The organism is Actinocorallia sp. B10E7 (assembly GCF_039871655.1).
In the GTDB taxonomy this organism is placed as follows: Bacteria; Actinomycetota; Actinomycetes; order Streptosporangiales; family Streptosporangiaceae; genus Actinocorallia.
This window is the reverse complement of sequence record NZ_JBDPLZ010000006.1, coordinates 222,735-238,869: the sequence shown is the minus strand read 5'-3', so window position 1 is coordinate 238,869 and position 16,135 is coordinate 222,735. Positions and strand designations below refer to the sequence as shown.

General features: G+C 68.0%; 17 protein-coding genes and 1 pseudogene. 13 read left to right on the top strand and 5 right to left on the bottom strand.

What is annotated here, in order from left to right; translation table 11 throughout:
• Window positions 1-149: 149 nt before the first annotated feature.
• Both ABGB12_RS22780 and ABGB12_RS22775 read right to left on the bottom strand, forming a co-directional pair.
• On the bottom strand, window positions 150-377 hold the full coding sequence (locus ABGB12_RS22780) for a cupin domain-containing protein (protein ID WP_347681117.1): 228 nt from the start codon (window positions 375-377) through the stop codon (window positions 150-152).
• Window positions 378-453: 76 nt separating this feature from the next.
• Window positions 454-1,062 carry a TetR family transcriptional regulator gene (locus ABGB12_RS22775; RefSeq protein ID WP_347681115.1) on the bottom strand — a complete coding sequence of 203 codons (609 nt, stop codon included), beginning with the start codon at window positions 1,060-1,062 and terminating at the stop codon, window positions 454-456.
• A 98-nt stretch (window positions 1,063-1,160) separates the two neighbouring features.
• Between ABGB12_RS22775 and ABGB12_RS22770 the strand changes: the two genes are divergently transcribed.
• The 4 genes from ABGB12_RS22770 to ABGB12_RS22755 all read left to right on the top strand — a co-directional run bounded on the left by ABGB12_RS22770 (window position 1,161) and on the right by ABGB12_RS22755 (window position 6,657).
• Window positions 1,161-3,323 carry an MMPL family transporter gene (locus ABGB12_RS22770; RefSeq protein WP_347681112.1) on the top strand — a complete coding sequence of 721 codons (2,163 nt, stop codon included), beginning with the start codon at window positions 1,161-1,163 and terminating at the stop codon, window positions 3,321-3,323.
• Window positions 3,324-3,375: 52 nt separating this feature from the next.
• On the top strand, window positions 3,376-4,074 hold the full coding sequence (locus ABGB12_RS22765; RefSeq protein ID WP_347681110.1) for a HEAT repeat domain-containing protein: 699 nt from the start codon (window positions 3,376-3,378) through the stop codon (window positions 4,072-4,074).
• On the top strand, window positions 4,068-5,072 hold the full coding sequence (locus tag ABGB12_RS22760) for a MerR family transcriptional regulator (protein WP_347681108.1): 1,005 nt from the start codon (window positions 4,068-4,070) through the stop codon (window positions 5,070-5,072). Before ABGB12_RS22765 ends, ABGB12_RS22760 begins: the two co-directional genes overlap by 7 nt.
• A 358-nt stretch (window positions 5,073-5,430) precedes the next feature.
• Window positions 5,431-6,657, top strand: a complete 1,227-nt coding sequence (locus ABGB12_RS22755) for an FG-GAP and VCBS repeat-containing protein (protein ID WP_347681106.1) — start codon at window positions 5,431-5,433, stop codon at window positions 6,655-6,657.
• 255 nt (window positions 6,658-6,912) lie between these two features.
• Here the strand turns inward: ABGB12_RS22755 and ABGB12_RS22750 are convergent, their stop codons facing one another.
• Window positions 6,913-7,287: a hypothetical protein gene (locus tag ABGB12_RS22750; RefSeq protein ID WP_347681104.1), complete on the bottom strand. Its 375-nt coding sequence runs from the start codon at window positions 7,285-7,287 to the stop codon at window positions 6,913-6,915.
• Between the two features lie 202 nt (window positions 7,288-7,489).
• Here ABGB12_RS22750 and ABGB12_RS22745 point away from each other — a divergent pair, with 202 nt between their 5' ends.
• The 5 genes from ABGB12_RS22745 to ABGB12_RS22725 all read left to right on the top strand — a co-directional run bounded on the left by ABGB12_RS22745 (window position 7,490) and on the right by ABGB12_RS22725 (window position 11,598).
• On the top strand, window positions 7,490-7,960 hold the full coding sequence (locus ABGB12_RS22745; RefSeq protein ID WP_347681102.1) for a hypothetical protein: 471 nt from the start codon (window positions 7,490-7,492) through the stop codon (window positions 7,958-7,960).
• Window positions 7,936-8,112 carry a hypothetical protein gene (locus ABGB12_RS22740; RefSeq protein ID WP_347681100.1) on the top strand — a complete coding sequence of 59 codons (177 nt, stop codon included), beginning with the start codon at window positions 7,936-7,938 and terminating at the stop codon, window positions 8,110-8,112. The genes ABGB12_RS22745 and ABGB12_RS22740 overlap by 25 nt, the downstream gene beginning before the upstream one ends.
• A 73-nt stretch (window positions 8,113-8,185) precedes the next feature.
• Window positions 8,186-9,178, top strand: coding sequence for a magnesium/cobalt transporter CorA (gene corA, locus ABGB12_RS22735; RefSeq protein ID WP_347681098.1), 993 nt, complete (start codon window positions 8,186-8,188; stop codon window positions 9,176-9,178).
• The gene (locus ABGB12_RS22730) at window positions 9,169-9,297 is read left to right on the top strand and encodes a hypothetical protein (protein WP_347681096.1); all 129 of its coding nucleotides are present in this window, start codon (window positions 9,169-9,171) and stop codon (window positions 9,295-9,297) included. Before corA ends, ABGB12_RS22730 begins: the two co-directional genes overlap by 10 nt.
• Before the next feature lie 324 nt (window positions 9,298-9,621).
• A complete protein-coding gene (locus ABGB12_RS22725) occupies window positions 9,622-11,598 on the top strand; it encodes an amino acid transporter (protein ID WP_347681094.1) in 1,977 nt (658 codons plus the stop codon).
• A 27-nt stretch (window positions 11,599-11,625) separates the two neighbouring features.
• On the opposite strand, the pseudogene ABGB12_RS22720 reads toward ABGB12_RS22725, so the two are convergent.
• Both ABGB12_RS22720 and ABGB12_RS22715 read right to left on the bottom strand, forming a co-directional pair.
• Window positions 11,626-12,048: pseudogene (locus ABGB12_RS22720) on the bottom strand (hypothetical protein); the annotation flags it as partial.
• A 106-nt stretch (window positions 12,049-12,154) separates the two neighbouring features.
• A complete protein-coding gene (locus ABGB12_RS22715) occupies window positions 12,155-13,906 on the bottom strand; it encodes an ATP-binding protein (RefSeq protein ID WP_347681092.1) in 1,752 nt (583 codons plus the stop codon).
• A 220-nt stretch (window positions 13,907-14,126) separates the two neighbouring features.
• On the opposite strand from ABGB12_RS22715, the gene ABGB12_RS22710 reads away from it, so the two are divergent.
• From ABGB12_RS22710 to ABGB12_RS22695, 4 genes are all read left to right on the top strand, one after another.
• Window positions 14,127-14,279, top strand: coding sequence for a hypothetical protein (locus ABGB12_RS22710; protein ID WP_347681090.1), 153 nt, complete (start codon window positions 14,127-14,129; stop codon window positions 14,277-14,279).
• Window positions 14,279-14,842, top strand: coding sequence for an ATP-binding protein (locus tag ABGB12_RS22705; RefSeq protein WP_347681088.1), 564 nt, complete (start codon window positions 14,279-14,281; stop codon window positions 14,840-14,842). Before ABGB12_RS22710 ends, ABGB12_RS22705 begins: the two co-directional genes overlap by 1 nt.
• Before the next feature lie 298 nt (window positions 14,843-15,140).
• The gene (locus ABGB12_RS22700) at window positions 15,141-15,470 is read left to right on the top strand and encodes a hypothetical protein (RefSeq protein ID WP_347681086.1); all 330 of its coding nucleotides are present in this window, start codon (window positions 15,141-15,143) and stop codon (window positions 15,468-15,470) included.
• 97 nt (window positions 15,471-15,567) lie between these two features.
• Window positions 15,568-16,101, top strand: coding sequence for a nucleotidyl transferase AbiEii/AbiGii toxin family protein (locus ABGB12_RS22695; protein ID WP_347681490.1), 534 nt, complete (start codon window positions 15,568-15,570; stop codon window positions 16,099-16,101).
• The last annotated feature ends 34 nt before the right edge of the window (window positions 16,102-16,135 follow it).

Sequence of the window (16,135 nt, the reverse complement as noted above, 5' to 3'; positions counted from 1 at the left end):
AGCGGGCGCCCTCGCTCGCGGCCCTGACGGCGGCCCCCGACGAGACCATCCTCGTGCCCGGAGAGGCCACCAAGGCCGACACCTCGCGTCGAGATCGACGCGTTCGTCGATACGGGTGTGGACGGTCTTACGGCGGTCGCTCAGGCGAATCAGCCGGTCTTGGCGATGGTGAGCAGGACGGCGGAATCTTCGATCGCGTGCAGGCTGTGGCGGGCCGGCGGTATCACGAGCAGGTCTCCTGTGCCGGCAGTCCAGCTGTCGGTACCGGAGCGCAGTTCCACGTGACCTTGCAGCACCAGCGCGGTCGCCTCACCGGGGTTGTCGTGTTCGGAGAGACAGGATCCTGATCGCAGCGCGATGAGGACGTGCCGCAGCACGTGATCCGCGTGGACGGGTCGGGTAATGCACCCGTCGGGCCGGACGAGGACGGCCGTTGCTACTGGAGCCCGGTCTTCACCGGTGAGGCGGCGTGAGGGGGCGGCCCAGCGCGAGGCGGAGCGGGGGGCTGTAGATCTGGACTATTTCATCAGCCGTCATGGAGGCGAACGGTTCCAGACGGAGGATGTAGCGGGTGACGACGAGTCCGGTGATGTGCGCGCAGAACGCACCGGCGCGTTTGCGGGAGTCCCTGCCGCCGATCCGGGCGGCGATCTTGTCGATCATTTCCTGTTCCAGCATCTCCTTGACCAGGGCGGCGATGGCCTGGTCGTGGACGGCACCGACTATCAGTGCGCGCAGTGGCGCGCCTGACTCCGGGTCTTCCCACAGGGCGAGCAGGTCGCGCAGGGCGCGCTGGGGGAAGGTGGCCGGGTCGCCTTCGGCGGTGCGGGCGAGGGTCTCGGCGGGGTTGACGGCCAGGGCGAGGGCCGCGCCGAACAGGCCCTTCTTGGAGCCGAAGTAGTAGCTGATCAGGGCGACGTCCACGCCCGCCTCGGCGGCGACGGCACGCAGGGTGACGGCCTGGTATCCGCCGTGGAGGAAGCGGCGGCGGGCGACGTCGAGGATCTGGTCGCGCGTGTCGGGCTTTCCCGCCCTTCTGCCCCGCTCCCGAGAATTCATCATGGTTGAGATCCTACGGACGGTCACGTGAGCCTGTACCCGGTACTCGCTCCCCGAGCGGGCCGTGGACAGGCCCGCTCGTCCTGACGTCGGAGGTCGGCGTGCTCTCTGCCCTGGCTCGTTTCTCGGTGCGGCACCGATGGTGGGTGATCGCTGTCTGGCTGCTGGCCGTGATCGGGTCGGCCCTCGCCGCGCGAACGTCCGACGGTTCGTTCAGCAACGACCTCACGCTGAGGAACACCGACTCCCAGGCCGCCTACGACACCTTGCGCGAGCGGTACCCGGAGCTGTCCGGGGACGGAATGCAGGTGGTCGTCCACAGCGCTTCGGGCGTGACCTCGGTGAAAATGCGGGCGGTCGTCACAGACGCCGTGGCCGTAGTGCGCGATGCGAAGGACGTGGCGGTGGTCCAGCCGCCGTACGGGCCCGGGCCCGCCATGGTGTCCGCCGACGGGCGCACCGCCATCGTGACCGTCCGGTTCACCGAGCGGGCCAAGGACGTGTCCGAGGAGTCGGTGGAGGCCGTGCAGGAGGCGTTCGACCCGGTGCGGAAGGCGGGCGCACAGGTCGAGTACGGCGGCGCGGTGCTTCAGGGCGAGCACGGACCGTCGGGGAGCGAGGCGATCGGCTTGGCCGCCGCGGTTCTGGTCCTGTTGGCGGCCTTCGGGTCGGTCTTCGCGATGGTGGTGCCGCTGCTGACCGCCCTGTTCGCGCTCGCTCTGGGCATGTCGGTCCTCAACGTGGTCGCCGGGGTTACCACGATCGGCACCTCCGGTCCGGTGGTGGCGGCCATGATCGGCCTCGGCGTGGGGATCGACTATGCGCTGCTGGTGGTCACCCGGCACCGGGAGGGAATGCATGCGGGACGCTCCCCGGAGGAGTCGATTCCCCTCGCGCTGTCGACCGCGGGCCGGTCGGTGCTCGTGGCGGGCGCCACGGTGATCGCGGCGATCCTGAGTCTTCACCTCATCGGCATCCCCTTCGTCTCCGCCCTCGGCCTGGCGAGCGCCATCACGGTGACCGCCACCCTGCTGGCGGCGGTCACTCTGCTGCCGGCCGTGCTGGCCGTCTTCGGCACCAAGCTGGACCGCTTCCGTGTGCGGCGGCTGAGGTTCGACCAGGGCGCGGGCCGGGTCAGCGGCTGGCACCGCTGGACCGGCCACGTTCAGCGGCATCCTTGGCCTTATCTCCTCGCCTCCGCCGCCGTCCTGATCGCCATGGCGCTCCCGCTGTTCTCGCTGCGCCTGGGTACGGCCGACGGCGGGTCGGCACCCGAGGGCAGCACGGAGCGCCGAGCCTACGAGCTGGTCGCGAAGGACTTCGGGCCGGGCTGGACCGGCCCTTTGGTGGTGACCGCGCGATTCGAGGACGAACAGTCGAAGGCGGAGGCCGCCGAGCTGGGCACGGAACTCGAGAACGTCGAAGGAGTGCGAGAAGTACGGCCGCCGCAGCTGGATGAGAACGGGAGCACCGTCGTCTACACCGTGGTGCCCGAGGGCTCTCCGGATGACAGGTCCACCGAGCGGCTGGTCCACCGTCTGCGGGATGACGTACTCCCCGAGGCCGCGTCCGGCGCCGAGACTCACGTCGGCGGTTCCACCGCCACCGCCATCGACCTCGCCGACCGGCTCGGCAGCCGGCTGGCCTGGTTCATCACCTTCGTCGTGGGGCTGAGCTTCCTGCTGTTCATGGTCGAGTTCCGCTCGCTCGTGGTGCCGCTCAAAGCCGCGGTGATGAACCTGCTCTCCGTGGGGGCCGCTTACGGCGTCGTGGTCGCGGTCTTCCAGTGGGGCTGGGGTGCCGGGTTGCTGGGTGCCCAGTCAGGACCGGTGGAGTCGTTCGCGCCGGTCATGCTGTTCGCCGTCCTGTTCGGCCTGTCCATGGACTACGAGGTGTTCCTGCTCAGCCGGGTGCGGGAGGAGTATCTGCGGACCGGGGAGACCGCCGCCTCCGTGCGCGACGGCATCGCCGCCACCGCCCGCATCATCACCGCCGCCGCGTCGGTGATGGTCGTGGTCTTCGGCAGCTTCCAGCTGAACGACCAGCGGACCGTCAACCTCTTCGGCTTCGGCCTGGCCGTCGCCATCGCGATCGACGCCACGCTGGTCAGGCTCGTCCTGGTGCCGTCCACCATGGCGGTCCTCGGAAAGAGGGCTTGGTGGATGCCGCACCCGCTGCAGCGGCTCCTGCCGCATCTGCCGGGCGAGTCGACGGTGGCCACGGATCGGGAGTGGAGCGAGCGGGCTTCAAAACCGCAGGGCTGACGGCGGGAGCTCTCATTCCGCTTGACCTTGACACAGTGACAAGGTCTTCACTGTGGCCGAGGAGGTGATCCCGGCCATGCCGGAACAGGACACGGATACGGTTCGAGTTCTCCAGGGGCTGGAGAAGAACAGCCCGTCAACGCGGCTGCGGGCGGCGCTGGCGGTCGGCACGTCCCCTGACCCGCGGTTCGTCGACAAGCTCATCGAACGATGTGCGATCGAACCCGAGTTCTCTGTGCGCGACATGCTCACGTGGGCGCTCACCCGCCATGCGTCGTCGATGACGGTCCCGAAGCTTCTCGAGGAAGTCCGTTCGGAGCGTGCGCAGGCACGAAGCCAGGCGTTGCACACGCTGTCCAAGATTGGGGATCGCCGAGCGTGGCCGGCGATCACACGGGAGCTTCTGACCGACGCCGACGACGAGGTGGCGCGGAGCGCCTGGCGAGCAGCGGTCGTGCTCGTGCCCGAAGGTGAGGAACCCGGGTTGGCCGCAGTGCTGGCGACGCAGCTCGGGCGCGGCGAGCGTGAGACGCGGCTGAGCCTCAGCCGGGCGCTGATCGCGCTCGGTGAGGTGATCACGCCGGCCCTGCGCGCCGCGATGACGGATCCCGATCCTCGCGTGCGTCAGCACGCGGTCGCCACGGAACGGCTGTCGCACGATCCGGATGCCGGATTCGAGTTCGCGATCGAGGAGGCGAAGCGCATCATGGCCCTGGGCACGACCGGCCAGGAGGGTGATGGGCAGTGTTGATCGGTGAGGTGGCACGGCGGTCCGGGGTCAGCGCCCGCATGCTCAGGCATTACGACTCGCTCGGCCTGGTGCGGCCGACGGGTCGTACCGGTGCCGGCTATCGGGAGTACTCCAGCGAGGACATCCGGCGGATCTTCCATATCGAGAGCCTTCGGTCCTTGGGACTGCCGCTGCGTGAAGTCAAGCGCGCGCTCGATGATCCCGGCTTCAAGCCCTCGGAGCTCGTCGAAGACCTCATCCGCCGGACGCGGGAACGCATCGCGGCTGAGACGGAGCTGCTCACCCGGCTCCGTCGGATCGGCGCCGCCGAACCCGCCGGCTGGGAGGACGTCCTCCAGGTCGTCGTGCTCCTGCATGCCTTGGGGTCGGAGAGCGCCGGGAAGCGCCAGCGCGCGGCCTTGTCCTCAGTCGGAGAGGTTCCGGTGCCGGTGGAGGCACTGGTCGAGGCGGTGTTGAGCGAGACGGACCCGAACGTCGCCGGAGCCCTTCGATGGGCTTTGGCGCGATCGGGCGACGGCGCGTCGGCGCTGCTGGCGGAGGGCCTCGGCTCACCGGTGGCCGAGGTGCGGAAACGTGCAGTCCAGTCCATCGCCGAGGTTCCGGGCGGCGAGGCGACCGCACTGCTGCGGGACGCCCTCGCCGACCCCGACATCGTGGTCCGCAGGTGTGCGGCTCTGGCGCTCGGGGCACGTGGAGTAGCCGACGCGGTCCCGACGCTCATCGACATGATCGTCGAGGAGACGAACGACGCCGACGCGGCCGACGCGCTGAGCGCGCTGGCGGGTGATCCCGCGTTGGGGGACCAGATCGCCACCGGGCTCGTCGACCGCCTCGCCCACGGCCCCGTTGAACCGTCCGCACGTCGACGGCTGACACAGGCGCTCGCGGATATCCCCGGAGCCACAGCGTCACGTGCCCTCGCGGATCTGTCGCACGACGAAGACCGTGCCGTTGCGCTTACAGCGACCTACATTCTCAAGCTGCGCAACGGGCGATGACAGGCCTTTCCTGGGTGTTGCCGCGCGCCTGAGATCCGGACATCACCTGGCCAACGGTTCCGCACTGCCATGGACAGGGCGTCGGCGGTGGCCTCTTCGGTCCGGCTGCAGGACCCTCAGAAGTAGATGTAAGGGTCGGAGGCTTCTGCGTCGATGACGGCGATGCGCAGGACGGCTTCGTAGCGGTCGGCGAGCTTGCCGTAGCGGGTGGCCACGGCGCGGTGGCGTTTGATGCAGCGACGCAGGTAGGCGCGGCCGACCCGGGAGCTGTAGGCGTGGTTCAGGTTGACTCAACTTCTTCGGGACGCTGAGCATCTAAAGACGCATTCCGGCTGAAGGGACTTTCGTTGTGAAGAGTATGACCGCGGTAGGCGTGGCGGCGGTACTGACGGCCGGTCTGGCGAGCGTTCCCGCGCTGGCGGCTGCTCCGAAGAAGCCCGCCAAGGCCTACGACTTCAACGGGGACGGCAAACGCGACGTCGTCCTGTCCCTCCTGGCCGAGCGGCCGGTCGTCGTGTACGGCAAGAGCCTGCGGCGGCAGAAGCTCGGCATCGCCGCGTTCTCCGGGGTGTCGGCCGACTTCGACCGGGACGGCTACGCCGACCTGGCGCTCGACCACGAGGGCGGGGTCACGGTCGTCTACGGGTCGAAGAAAGGGCTCGGATCGCGTAAGGCGGAGCTCACCACCGCGGCCTCGACGTTCGGCGGGCCGTCCGGGCGCCTCGCGGTCGGCGACTTCGACCGGGACGGCAAGGCCGACCTGGTGGCGACCGTCGACCACGACTACCGGATCTTCTACGGGGTCGGGACGGGCGGCGTGACCGCCTCGCCCGTCCACGTGGAGGTCTCCCTGTCTTACATGCCTTCGCAGCTGATCCCGGTCGTCGCCGACTTCACCGGCGACTCCCGCCCCGACCTGGTCATGCAGGCGGACTCCTACGATTCCGCCCGTGAGGAGTACGACACGCGGCTCCTGTTCGCCAAGGGAGGCGAGAAGGGGCCGGGCGCCTTGAAGGACCTCGGCTACGGTGCCGGCCAGCAGGCGATCCGCACGGGCGACTTCAACGGCGACGGCCGCGCCGACCTGGCCTCCTCTATGGCCGCCTTCGACGTCGGCTCCCTGGACACCGGCGTCGAGATCCGGTATGGCACCAAGAACGGTCTCGGCGGGCTCCACCGGATCACCAAGGCGGACGTCAAGATCCCCCACAACCCGCAGGGCGAGGTCGGCGGCTTCGGCAACGCACTCGCCGCCGCCGACCTCAACGGCGACGGCCGGGACGAGCTGGCCGTCGCCAATGCCTTTAACAACACCGTCTGGATCTTCAAGGGCACGAAGAAGGGCCTGGCCGTCCGCACCGTCCAGCGGATCGCCGAGCCCTACAAGCAGGCCCACTGGAAGAAGCCGGCTCGGAACTTCCCCACCGAGGTGTTCCTCACCGACTTCACCGGCGACTCCCGCCCCGACCTGGTGGCCGCCACGGGCAACTGCTCCTCGGCTCCCCGCCTCTACGTCGTGAAGAACGTCAAGGGCTCGATCATCCCCAAGACCGCCCGAGCCAAGTCCGTGTCCATGACTTGCTGACCCCTCCGGGCCAGGGGCGGCAGACGCCGACGCTCGTACTCCGCGCCCCGGGCGGACCGATCCGCCAGGAGGGTCTCGCGCATGGGCGCAGAGGACATGCGCTGCTCCCATGGGTAAGTGATAGGGCCCGCTGAGGTCCCGCCAGGCGGACCGCTGTCAGGTCATGGGAGAACGTCCTCGGCGGGTGCCGAACGGAGGGGCGCTGCGGCTCGACGAGACATGCTCGTCGGCTGCCGCGGCCGCCCAAGAGCGGCTTCACCAGGTCCAGCACGCCGCGTAGGGGCCTTTGAGGATGTTCGCCGGAAAGAAGAGGATCCATTCCCAGGGCAGGAAGTAGTGGATCCTGCAGTACGGAGCCCACCCGTCGATGTACAGGCCGTAGGTGTCCCAGCCGAAGGTCGGGCCCGACGCGGCGAGTGAGGAGATCACGTCCTCCGGGGCCCCCTTCGCGCGGAGCTGGGCGGTGATCTGCTCACGCTGCGCCGACGAGAGCGTCTTGCACGTCTGGTGCACCGTGACGGTGCAGACTGGTTCCGGCTCGGCTGCCGCCTCAGCCGGGACGGCACTCAGCGTGAGCACCCCGGCCAGCGTGAAGCCCGCAGCCATTGAAGCCACTCGTGAGATCGTCATGCCGCGACGATAGGCCGCGAAGATATTCGAATCTTGTCAATTCCGGCACGAATCCACCGACATGGCCCACAGCGCCCTGGACGTTTGCCCGCAACTGTAAACACCGCACCAATAGATGAACCTCCGCGTCGCGGACTCGGAGGACGCACAGGGGTCGGAGGACGTCGACCTGTTCAGTGCGCGAAGAGGTGGCCCTGGAGAGGTGGCCGAGGATCTGGTCGCGGAGTACGTGTGGCAGGGGTTCACGGTCGAGGTGAGGCGCAGGACGCCGGATCTGGTCCAGATGGTGGTCGCGGACGGCGTCGGTCGCAGCTCCAAAGTCGATTCGGGGGTCTTCTGGCGGGCATGCTCTCCCGTCCGTCTGGAGATCGGCCCGGTCCTGCATCCCGATGACGCTGTGGCGGGGAAGATGGACGCCCTGTTCAACCGCTGGGCGCCTCGCGACTTCCTCGACGTCGACGCGATTTTGTCGAGCGGCCGGTACACGCGCGACGATCTGTTGGTGATCGCGGTTCGGCACAATCCCGGCTTCGACTCCGCGCTGTTCGCGGAATCCTTGTCCTATCTGTGTGAGATCCCCCTGCGGGACTTTCTACCGTACGGCGCCTCGGAGGACTCGGTGGAAGCGATGCGCGAACGCTTCACCGCTTGGGAACGCGAACTCTCGCCCTGAAGCGCTACCCGTACCTGTACCTGGCGTTCGAACAGGCCAAGGCACTGCAAGCGTGGGAGTACTGGAACCGACGCAACATCGCCGCCCCGTTCAACGGATTCCCACCTAAGGGCGAGACCGGCAAGGCCGTCGGCCATACCGCGCTCCGCTGAAGAAGCAGGCGCTGCGGCGATCGAGGTGTCCGGGTCTGCCCACGAGGCAGGCAGGTGAGTCAGACTGTGCGGTGTGATTGTGGACAAGGCGATCTATTGCGACGGTGGCCGCGAGACCATCTCCGGAGATATCAGCGACGCCTTCGACGCCGCGCGGGCCAAGGGGCGCTGCTTCGTGTGGATCGGCATGCACGAGCCGACCCAGGAGGAGTTCGACCTCGTCACCGAGGAGCTGGACCTTCATCCGCTGGCCGTCGAGGACGCCATCCACGCCCACCAGCGACCCAAGATCGAGCGCTATGACGAGACCCTGTTCGTGGTGCTCAAGACCCTGCACTACGTCGAGGAGACCTCCGACATCGAGGTCGGCGAGATCATGCTGTTCCTCGGCAAGGATTTCGTGATCACCGTCCGGCACGGCCGCGCCACTCCGCTGACCGAGGTCCGAAAGCGCATCGAAGCCGACCGCCGCCTCCTGGACGCGGGCCCCGCCGGCGTGCTGTACGCGGTGTGCGACCAGATCGTCGACACCTACTCCCGGGTCTCCTACGAGGTCGAAGCGGACCTCATCGCCCTCGAGCGCGACGTGTTCAGCCCCGAGCACAGGGACGTCACCGAGAACATCTACTCCCTCAAGCGCGAGGTGCTGGAGTTCCGCAGCGCCCAGGACCCGCTCATCCCGGTGCTGGAGGAGATCGTCAAGGGCCGGGTGGCGTTGTGCGCCGACACCAAGGAGGACTTCCGCGACGTCCTGGACCACCTGCTGCGCGTCGACGAGCGGGTCGACGATCACAACGAACTGCTGTCCAGCGCCCTGACCGCCCACCTGGCCCTGGTCGGCCTCCAGCAGAACCAGGTCGCGATGCAGCAGAACAGCGACATGCGCAAGATCTCCTCCTGGGCCGCCCTCATCGCCGTCCCCACCATGATCGCCGGGATTTACGGGATGAACTTCGACTACATGCCCGAACTGCACTGGCTCATCGGCTATCCCCTGGCCCTGGCCGCCATGGCCATCGCCGTCGTCATCGTCCACAGGCTCCTGCGACGAAGCGGATGGCTGTGAACCTCCCCCCACCGAAGATCTCCTGGACCCGGATCGTCCTCGCACTGATCATCGTCTGGATCATCGCACTCACCGTGATCATCCTGCTCGACCCCGGCGCTGCCGCGCCTTCCCCCTGACAGCTCTTCGGTACTCGATGGACATCTCGAAAACAAGACAGCCCATGAGAGTCGTCCAGGCCGGCTCTGCAGCCGCTGTCCGCAAACGACCACCACCGTAGTCGTCGGCGACGAGCCCGCCCGGGGATCTCCACTCGGTCTTCTCGACATGGAGAGGGTCATCACCGCCCGCTCAGGAAACTCGACCACCGCCGCTACAACCGCGTCCCCAGCCGCCACCCCGGAGTATGCCGGTGGGGGGCGCAGTCGTAGCGTGAGCGCGGTCATGGTCTTCATCCCCGACTTATGGGAAGAAGACCGACAGGTGCGAGAGGGGATCGCGTCGTGTCCGAGGAGTATGCGATACCGGCGGTGGTGAAGGCTCCGGGCCTGCAGGGAGAGCCGGAGAGCGGGCTGGCGCGGTGGCTGCTCAAGCACCGGGTGCAGCCGGTGGGGCCGGCCGCGGGCGAGGCGCATGCCGAGCAGCACGCCTGGTGGAAGGTGATGTGCCTGACGGGGGTCGACTACTTCTCCAGCCTGGCCTATGTGCCGGCGATCGCCGCGGCGGCGGCCGGGGCGCTGTCGCCGTTGGCGACCTTGCTGATCGTGGCGTTGACGCTGCTGGGCATGCTGCCGATGTACCGGCGGGTGGCCCAGGAGAGCCCGCACGGCGCCGGTTCGGTGGCCATGCTCGAGGAGCTGCTGCCGTTCTGGCGCGGCAAGATCTTCGTGCTCGTCCTGCTGGGGTTCGTCGCCACCTCGTGGATCATCACGATCACCCTGTCGGCGGCCGACGCCAGCCTGCACGTCCTGGAGAACCCGCACGCCCCCCATGCTCTGCACGGTCATGCGGTGGCGCTCACGGTGGTGCTGCTGCTGGTGCTGGGCGGGGTGTTCCTGCTGGGCTTCAGCGAGGCGGTCGGCGTCGCGATCCCGCTGGTCGCGGTGTTCCTCGCCCTGAACGCGGTGATCATCGCCGTCGGCATGGTGGAGGTCTTCACCACACCCGGGGCGTGGTCGGGCTGGACCGACGCGCTGGGCAGGGAGGGCGGCGGCTTCACCGACTTCCTCGTGCCCGCCGTCTTGGCCTTCCCGCTGCTGGTGCTGGGCCTTTCGGGGTTCGAGACGGGGGTGAGCATGATGCCGCTCGTCGCCGCCCAAGGCGATGATGAGGAGCAGCGGTTGCGTTCGCGGATCGCCAACAGCCGCAAACTGCTCACCGGCGCCGCCCTCATCATGAGCGTCTACCTGCTGGCCTCCAGCTTTGTGACCACGGTGCTGATCCCCGCCGACCAGTTCGACGAGGGAGGCCAGGCCAACGGTCGTGCGCTGGCGTGGCTGGCCCATGAGCACCTGGGCGAGGTCTTCGGCTCCGTCTACGACATCAGCACCGTGCTGATCCTGTGGTTCGCCGGCGCCTCGGCCATGGCGGGTCTGGTCAACATCGTGCCCCGCTACCTGCCCGGCTACGGCATGGCCCCCGAATGGGGCCGCGCGGTGCGGCCGGTCGTGATCGTCTACACCGTCATCAGCGTCATCATCACCATCGCGTTCGACGCCGACGTGGACGCCCAAGCCGGCGCCTACGCCACCGGGATCCTGGCCATGATGGTCTCCGGCGCGTTCGCCGTCACCGTCTCGGCACTGCGCCGCCGCCGACGCGCGTCCGGCGCCGGGTTCGCGGTCCTGACCGCCGTGCTGCTGTACGCGCTGGTGCACAACGTGATCGACAAGCCCGACGGCATCACCATCTCCGGGATGTTCATCGCCGGCATCATCGTCATCTCCCTCATCTCCCGCGTGGCACGCACCACCGAACTACGCGCCGATCACATCGAGTTCGATCCCGCCGCCCGCCGGTTCATCACCGACACCATGGCCCACGACAACCAGATCAACCTCATCGCCAACCGCCGCCAGGCCGGGGATGCCGCCGAATACGCCGAGAAGGAGTTCGAGCAACGCGGCGACAACCCTGTCCCCGGCACCGCCGACGTCCTCTTCCTCGAGATCGACGTCATCGACCCCTCCGACTTCAGTGGCGCCCTCACCGTCCGCGGCGTCCAGGTCGACGGCCACCGCGTCCTGCGCGCCCAGGCCTCCGCCGCCCCCAACGCCATCGCCGCCATCCTGCTCGCACTGCGCGACAACACCGGGGTGCGTCCGCACTGCTACTTCGCCTGGACCGAAGGCAGCCCCCTGGTCCACATGGTCCGCTACGTCCTCCTCGGCCGCGGCGACACCGCCCCCGTCACCCGCGAGATCATCCGCAAACACGAACCCGACCCGCAGCGCCGCCCCGGCATCCACGTCGGCGCCTGACAGGCCATCTCGGATGTTCACGGTCGGAAGCGCGCGGCCGGTGCGCAGACAGGCGACCAGTTCACGCTTCAGAGCGCCCCGCCCCTGGATGAACAGGGCCTGGTAGATCGCCTCGTGTGAGATCCGCATGGACTCATCCTCGGGGAAATCGACCTTCAACCAGTTGGCGATCCGCTCCGGACTCCAGCCCGCCACCCAGCACCGGTCCTGCCGCCGAGGCTTGTTGCGGCCCTTCCACTCCGGCACCCACGGTCCCGCGGCGATCACCCCGCCAGGGGTGCGGACGGCACCGGACAACCGTTCCTGAACGTAGGCGCTGGACGTGACCCCCCGCGCGATCGCCCGCCAGAACCGGACACGATCCTGCCGCCACGCGACCGTCGGCCGCCCCGGCGACGGAATCTGCCCCCGATACAACCGGACAGCCCGCTGCCGCTTCCCCACACCCACCAGCAACACCTCCATGAACCTTGTTTCCGCAGGTCAGGGGCATGATCGAGTCGCCTGTAAGAGCTCCTTGGGGACGTATGGGGAACGGTCTCCTCGCCTGCTGTGGTCAGGCTTCGGTTTCGGGGAAGAGGGGTTGTTGGTGGGATCGGCGGTAGAGGGCGTGGGGGCTTCGGGGGCTGTTGCCGATGAGTTCGATGGTGCCTTCGGTGCGCATGATGGACAGCCAACGACGGACGGTGGTGTCGCTGAGGCCGGTCCTGGCTGCGAGGTCGGCACGGGAGAGGGATTGGGTTCCGAGGGCGGCCAGGATTTGGTCGCGGCGGTCGGCCCGGACGGGGGCGGCCGGTTGTCCGGTGGCCGTCGGTGTGGGGAGGAGGTATCGGGACCAGCGGTGGGTGCCGACGCGTTGGACGAGGCCGCGTGCGACGAGGTCCTGGAGTTCGGTGGTGGCGACGCGTGAGTCGACTCCGGTGGTGGTCCGGTAGGCGCGGTTGTCCAGAGGCCGGCGTTGTTCGTGGAGGGTGCCGAGGAACAGTCGTTGGCCGGCTGTGAGGTCTTCGTGGTGCAGATCGGCGAGCCAGGAGAGGGTTTCGGGGCCGAGGAGGGTGTGGTTGGGGAAGGTGACGGAGAAGGTCGAGACCTTGTCCTCGAAGCCCGGCGGGCTCATCCCGGCCGCTCTCAGCGCGCTGGTCATGGTGTGGATGCCCGAGCCGCGGTTCTCGCAGACGGCGCGTGTCTCTCCCGGGAGGGGGACGTCCTCCAGAAGCCTGATGAGGGAGGCGTTGCGGGCCGAGGAGATGCCCTCTTCGCCGAGCCGGTCGAGGGTGACCGTGCCGAACAGGCCGCCGGGGTTGCGGATGGTGAGCCTGTCGGGGTACATCTCGATCTGGACCTGGGTGCCGCGTGAGCCGGGGGACAGGTCGCGGTGGACGAGGGCGTTGACGATCGCCTCGCGCAGGGCGGCTTCGGGGTAGTCCCACACGTCCTGACGGCCGGCGCCGGAGATGACCGCCCGGCGGGACATGTTCCGTCGGACCACGGCGAGCGCGTCGCGGACCATGACGGGGATAGGGCCTTCGAGGGAGACGTTGTCCAGGAACCGCTCGCCGGACCGCAGCGGCTCGCCCGTCGGGGTCGGGTAATGGACGAAGCTGACCATCAGTTGAGGAAAGCGTTCTTGAGGGAACACTCCGAGCGCCAACAGCCCGCCCAGGGACGGCACGAGCCCGCCGTCCTCGTCCGGTACCAGGACGCGCGCGCGGCGCAGAACGTCCTCGACACCCAGGTCCTGGAACGCGTACGGCCGACTGACCCTCAGGCGGGCGACGAGCGCCTCCATCATCCGCGGATCGAGGTCGTCCAGGCCGGAGCCGGGCACAGGCTGCTCGTCCTCGACCGGTTGCCCGCGGGAGGAGAGCATCAACTGGATCTCATACGGGCTGAGCCGCCTGTCCCCGTCGCCGACCCGGACGAAACTGCCTTTGCTCATGCCCGCGCCCTTGTAGAAACACGGCTTGCGGGCGGGTTCCAGTTCCGGGACCTCCGCGACGAGCACCCGCACACCCTCGAACTCGTGCAGGCCGATCAACGGGCGCAGCGGCGGCTCCATCTCCTCCGAGCACATCGACGCCAGGTCAGCGGCCATCTTGGCCGGATCGCCCAGCCCTGAGGCCGCGAACCCCGCAGCCTCGTCCAACCCCAGAATGATCACACCGCCGCCGGTGTTCGCGAACGCCGCCAACGTCTCCCGCAACGACTTCGGCAGCCCGCCTTGGGCCTTCTTCACCTCGACATCGGCGATATCGGCGCCCAAGGCACGGAGGTTCTCCACGATGTCGGCCAACTCGTCCACGCGCACGGCTTCTCCCGACGACCTCAACCATGCCAACTAACATGCCAACAACATGCTAGTTGGCATGTGCATCGGCCGAAGCCCGAATACGAACTCCGTGGCGGGCACTCTCTCCAGAGACAGGCTTCCGCCATGCCCTTTCCACGTGCCCAGAGCATCCAGAGGGCATGTGGAAGGGCATGTGGCAGGACCAGGGTCAAAGGGGAGACCTGCAGGTGTGAGGGCAGTGCTTCTTTGGTTCGTTTCAGGCCCCCACGCCCAGGCGGCTGCGGTGATGCGGCGGGCCCGGCTGCAGGCCGGCGCTCCGGTGGAGACCGAGGCCGAACTGCGGCAACTGGCCGACTACGACGCCCTGCTGGGCATCGACGGGGTGGCCTGATGAGCCACCGCACCGACAAGAACAGCAGGCGCAACGTCGAGACGGAGCTGGCCTATCTGACCCGCATGCTCAAGGCGCCCTTCCTCGTCGCGGCAGTCGAGCGGCTGGCCGAACGCGCCCGCGCCGAGTCGTGGACGCATGAGGAGTTCCTGGCCGCCTGCCTGCAACGCGAGGTCATCGCCCACCTGGGAACCCTGGACTTCGTTGCCGCCGGGGACAACGTGGCGTTCCTCGGCCCGCCGGGCACCGGCAAGACACATCTGTCGATCGGTCTGGGAGTCCGGACCTGCCAGGTTTGGCACCGGGTCGCCTTCGCCACCGCAGCCCAGTGGGTCGACCGGCTCGCCGCCGCCCACGCGGCCGGCAGGCTCCAGGACGAGCTAGTCAAGCTCTCACGCATCCCGGTCCTGATCATGGATGAGGTCGGCGACATCCTTTTCGGGCCCGAAGCCGCCAACCTGTTCTTCGACAAGCTTGGGCGCCCAGCCGACGCCCAACACACTCAAACGATCACAGGGCATTCTTCCCGCTGGAAGAATGCCCTGGTCAGAGCCGGTTTTTGAGCGCATCCGAAGGGATTCGAACCCCTAACTTTCTGATCTGCAGGGGGAAGATCATCATTTATAGCGTTTTGGCAAGTCAAATGGATCATCGAGTCGGCCTGGTGTCGCTCTTGGGACGCACGGGGAACGGCCGCCGAGGAGCCCATGCGTTGGGTTTCTGCGATCCTCTGACTTCCTGGAAGGGAGTTTTCCCAATTCGGGCTGCTGGTCTGGTTTCTGCCGGGAGCGGTGTGAAGAAGTATCGGGGCATCTCGGCTACCAAGTGGGCGGGCCTGTCGGCTTGGGGCACACTGGTCGTATGGATGTTCCGGGTGGGGGTCCCTTCGGCTTCGCTGAGGTCAAGCCTTATGCGCTGGTGGAGTCTCTCGACGAGCTTCGTGGGCCGGCTCACGGTGAGGTCACGTTGTCGAAGTCGCTGGCCTGGGGCGGTCGGCGGACCTTTGACCTGGACGACGACTACGACCGCGTGGCCCTGTACAAGATCGTGCTTGAGGAGGGTGTCGAGGAGGACCTCCAGCGGTTGGTCAACGGTCGTCTGCTGCGGCGGTACTGGCCGCAGATCCGTGCTTCGCGCCAGGTTCGTGCGCTGTGGGAGCGGCGTTTCTCCGAGTTGCGGCGCGCGGCTTGATGGATCCGTTCCAGGAGAGGCTGATCCGGGTCGGTCTGGCTGTGGTCGGTGAGCGGGGTTTTGTGCTGGGCGGAGGCCACGCGGTCCAGGTACACGGATAGGTGCGAGGCCGTCGGAGGACGTCGACCTGTTCAGTGCGCGAAGAGGTGTCCCTGGAGAGGTGGCCGAGGATCTGGTCGCGGAGTACGTGTGGCAGGGGTTCACGGTCGAGGTGAGGCGCAGGACGCCGGATCTGGTCCAGATGGTGGTCGCGGACGGCGTCGGTCGCAGCTCCAAAGTCGATTCGGGGGTCTTCTGGCGGGCATGCTCTCCCGTCCGTCTGGAGATCGGCCCGGTCCTGCATCCCGATGACGCTGTGGCGGGGAAGATGGACGCCCTGTTCAACCGCTGGGCGCCTCGCGACTTCCTCGACGTCGACGCGATTTTGTCGAGCGGCCGGTACACGCGCGACGATCTGTTGGTGATCGCGGTTCGGCACAATCCCGGCTTCGACTCCGCGCTGTTCGCGGAATCCTTGTCCTATCTGTGTGAGATCCCCCTGCGGGACTTTCTACCGTACGGCGCCTCGGAGGACTCGGTGGAAGCGATGCGCGAACGCTTCACCGCTTGGGAACGCGAACTCTCGCCCTGACGGTTCACGACATGGAGAAGTGAACGCGGCGCGG

What these genes read in the sequence shown, in the direction of transcription:
- ABGB12_RS22700 (WP_347681086.1), top strand. Translation starts at nt 15,141, where the DNA reads ATGGATGTTCCGGGTGGGGGTCCCTTCGGCTTCGCTGAGGTCAAGCCT.
- ABGB12_RS22730 (WP_347681096.1), top strand. Translation starts at nt 9,169, where the DNA reads ATGGCTGTGAACCTCCCCCCACCGAAGATCTCCTGGACCCGGATCGTC.
- ABGB12_RS22755 (WP_347681106.1), top strand. Translation starts at nt 5,431, where the DNA reads ATGACCGCGGTAGGCGTGGCGGCGGTACTGACGGCCGGTCTGGCGAGC.
- ABGB12_RS22750 (WP_347681104.1), bottom strand. Translation starts at nt 7,287, where the DNA reads ATGACGATCTCACGAGTGGCTTCAATGGCTGCGGGCTTCACGCTGGCC.
- ABGB12_RS22775 (WP_347681115.1), bottom strand. Translation starts at nt 1,062, where the DNA reads ATGATGAATTCTCGGGAGCGGGGCAGAAGGGCGGGAAAGCCCGACACG.
- ABGB12_RS22705 (WP_347681088.1), top strand. Translation starts at nt 14,279, where the DNA reads ATGAGCCACCGCACCGACAAGAACAGCAGGCGCAACGTCGAGACGGAG.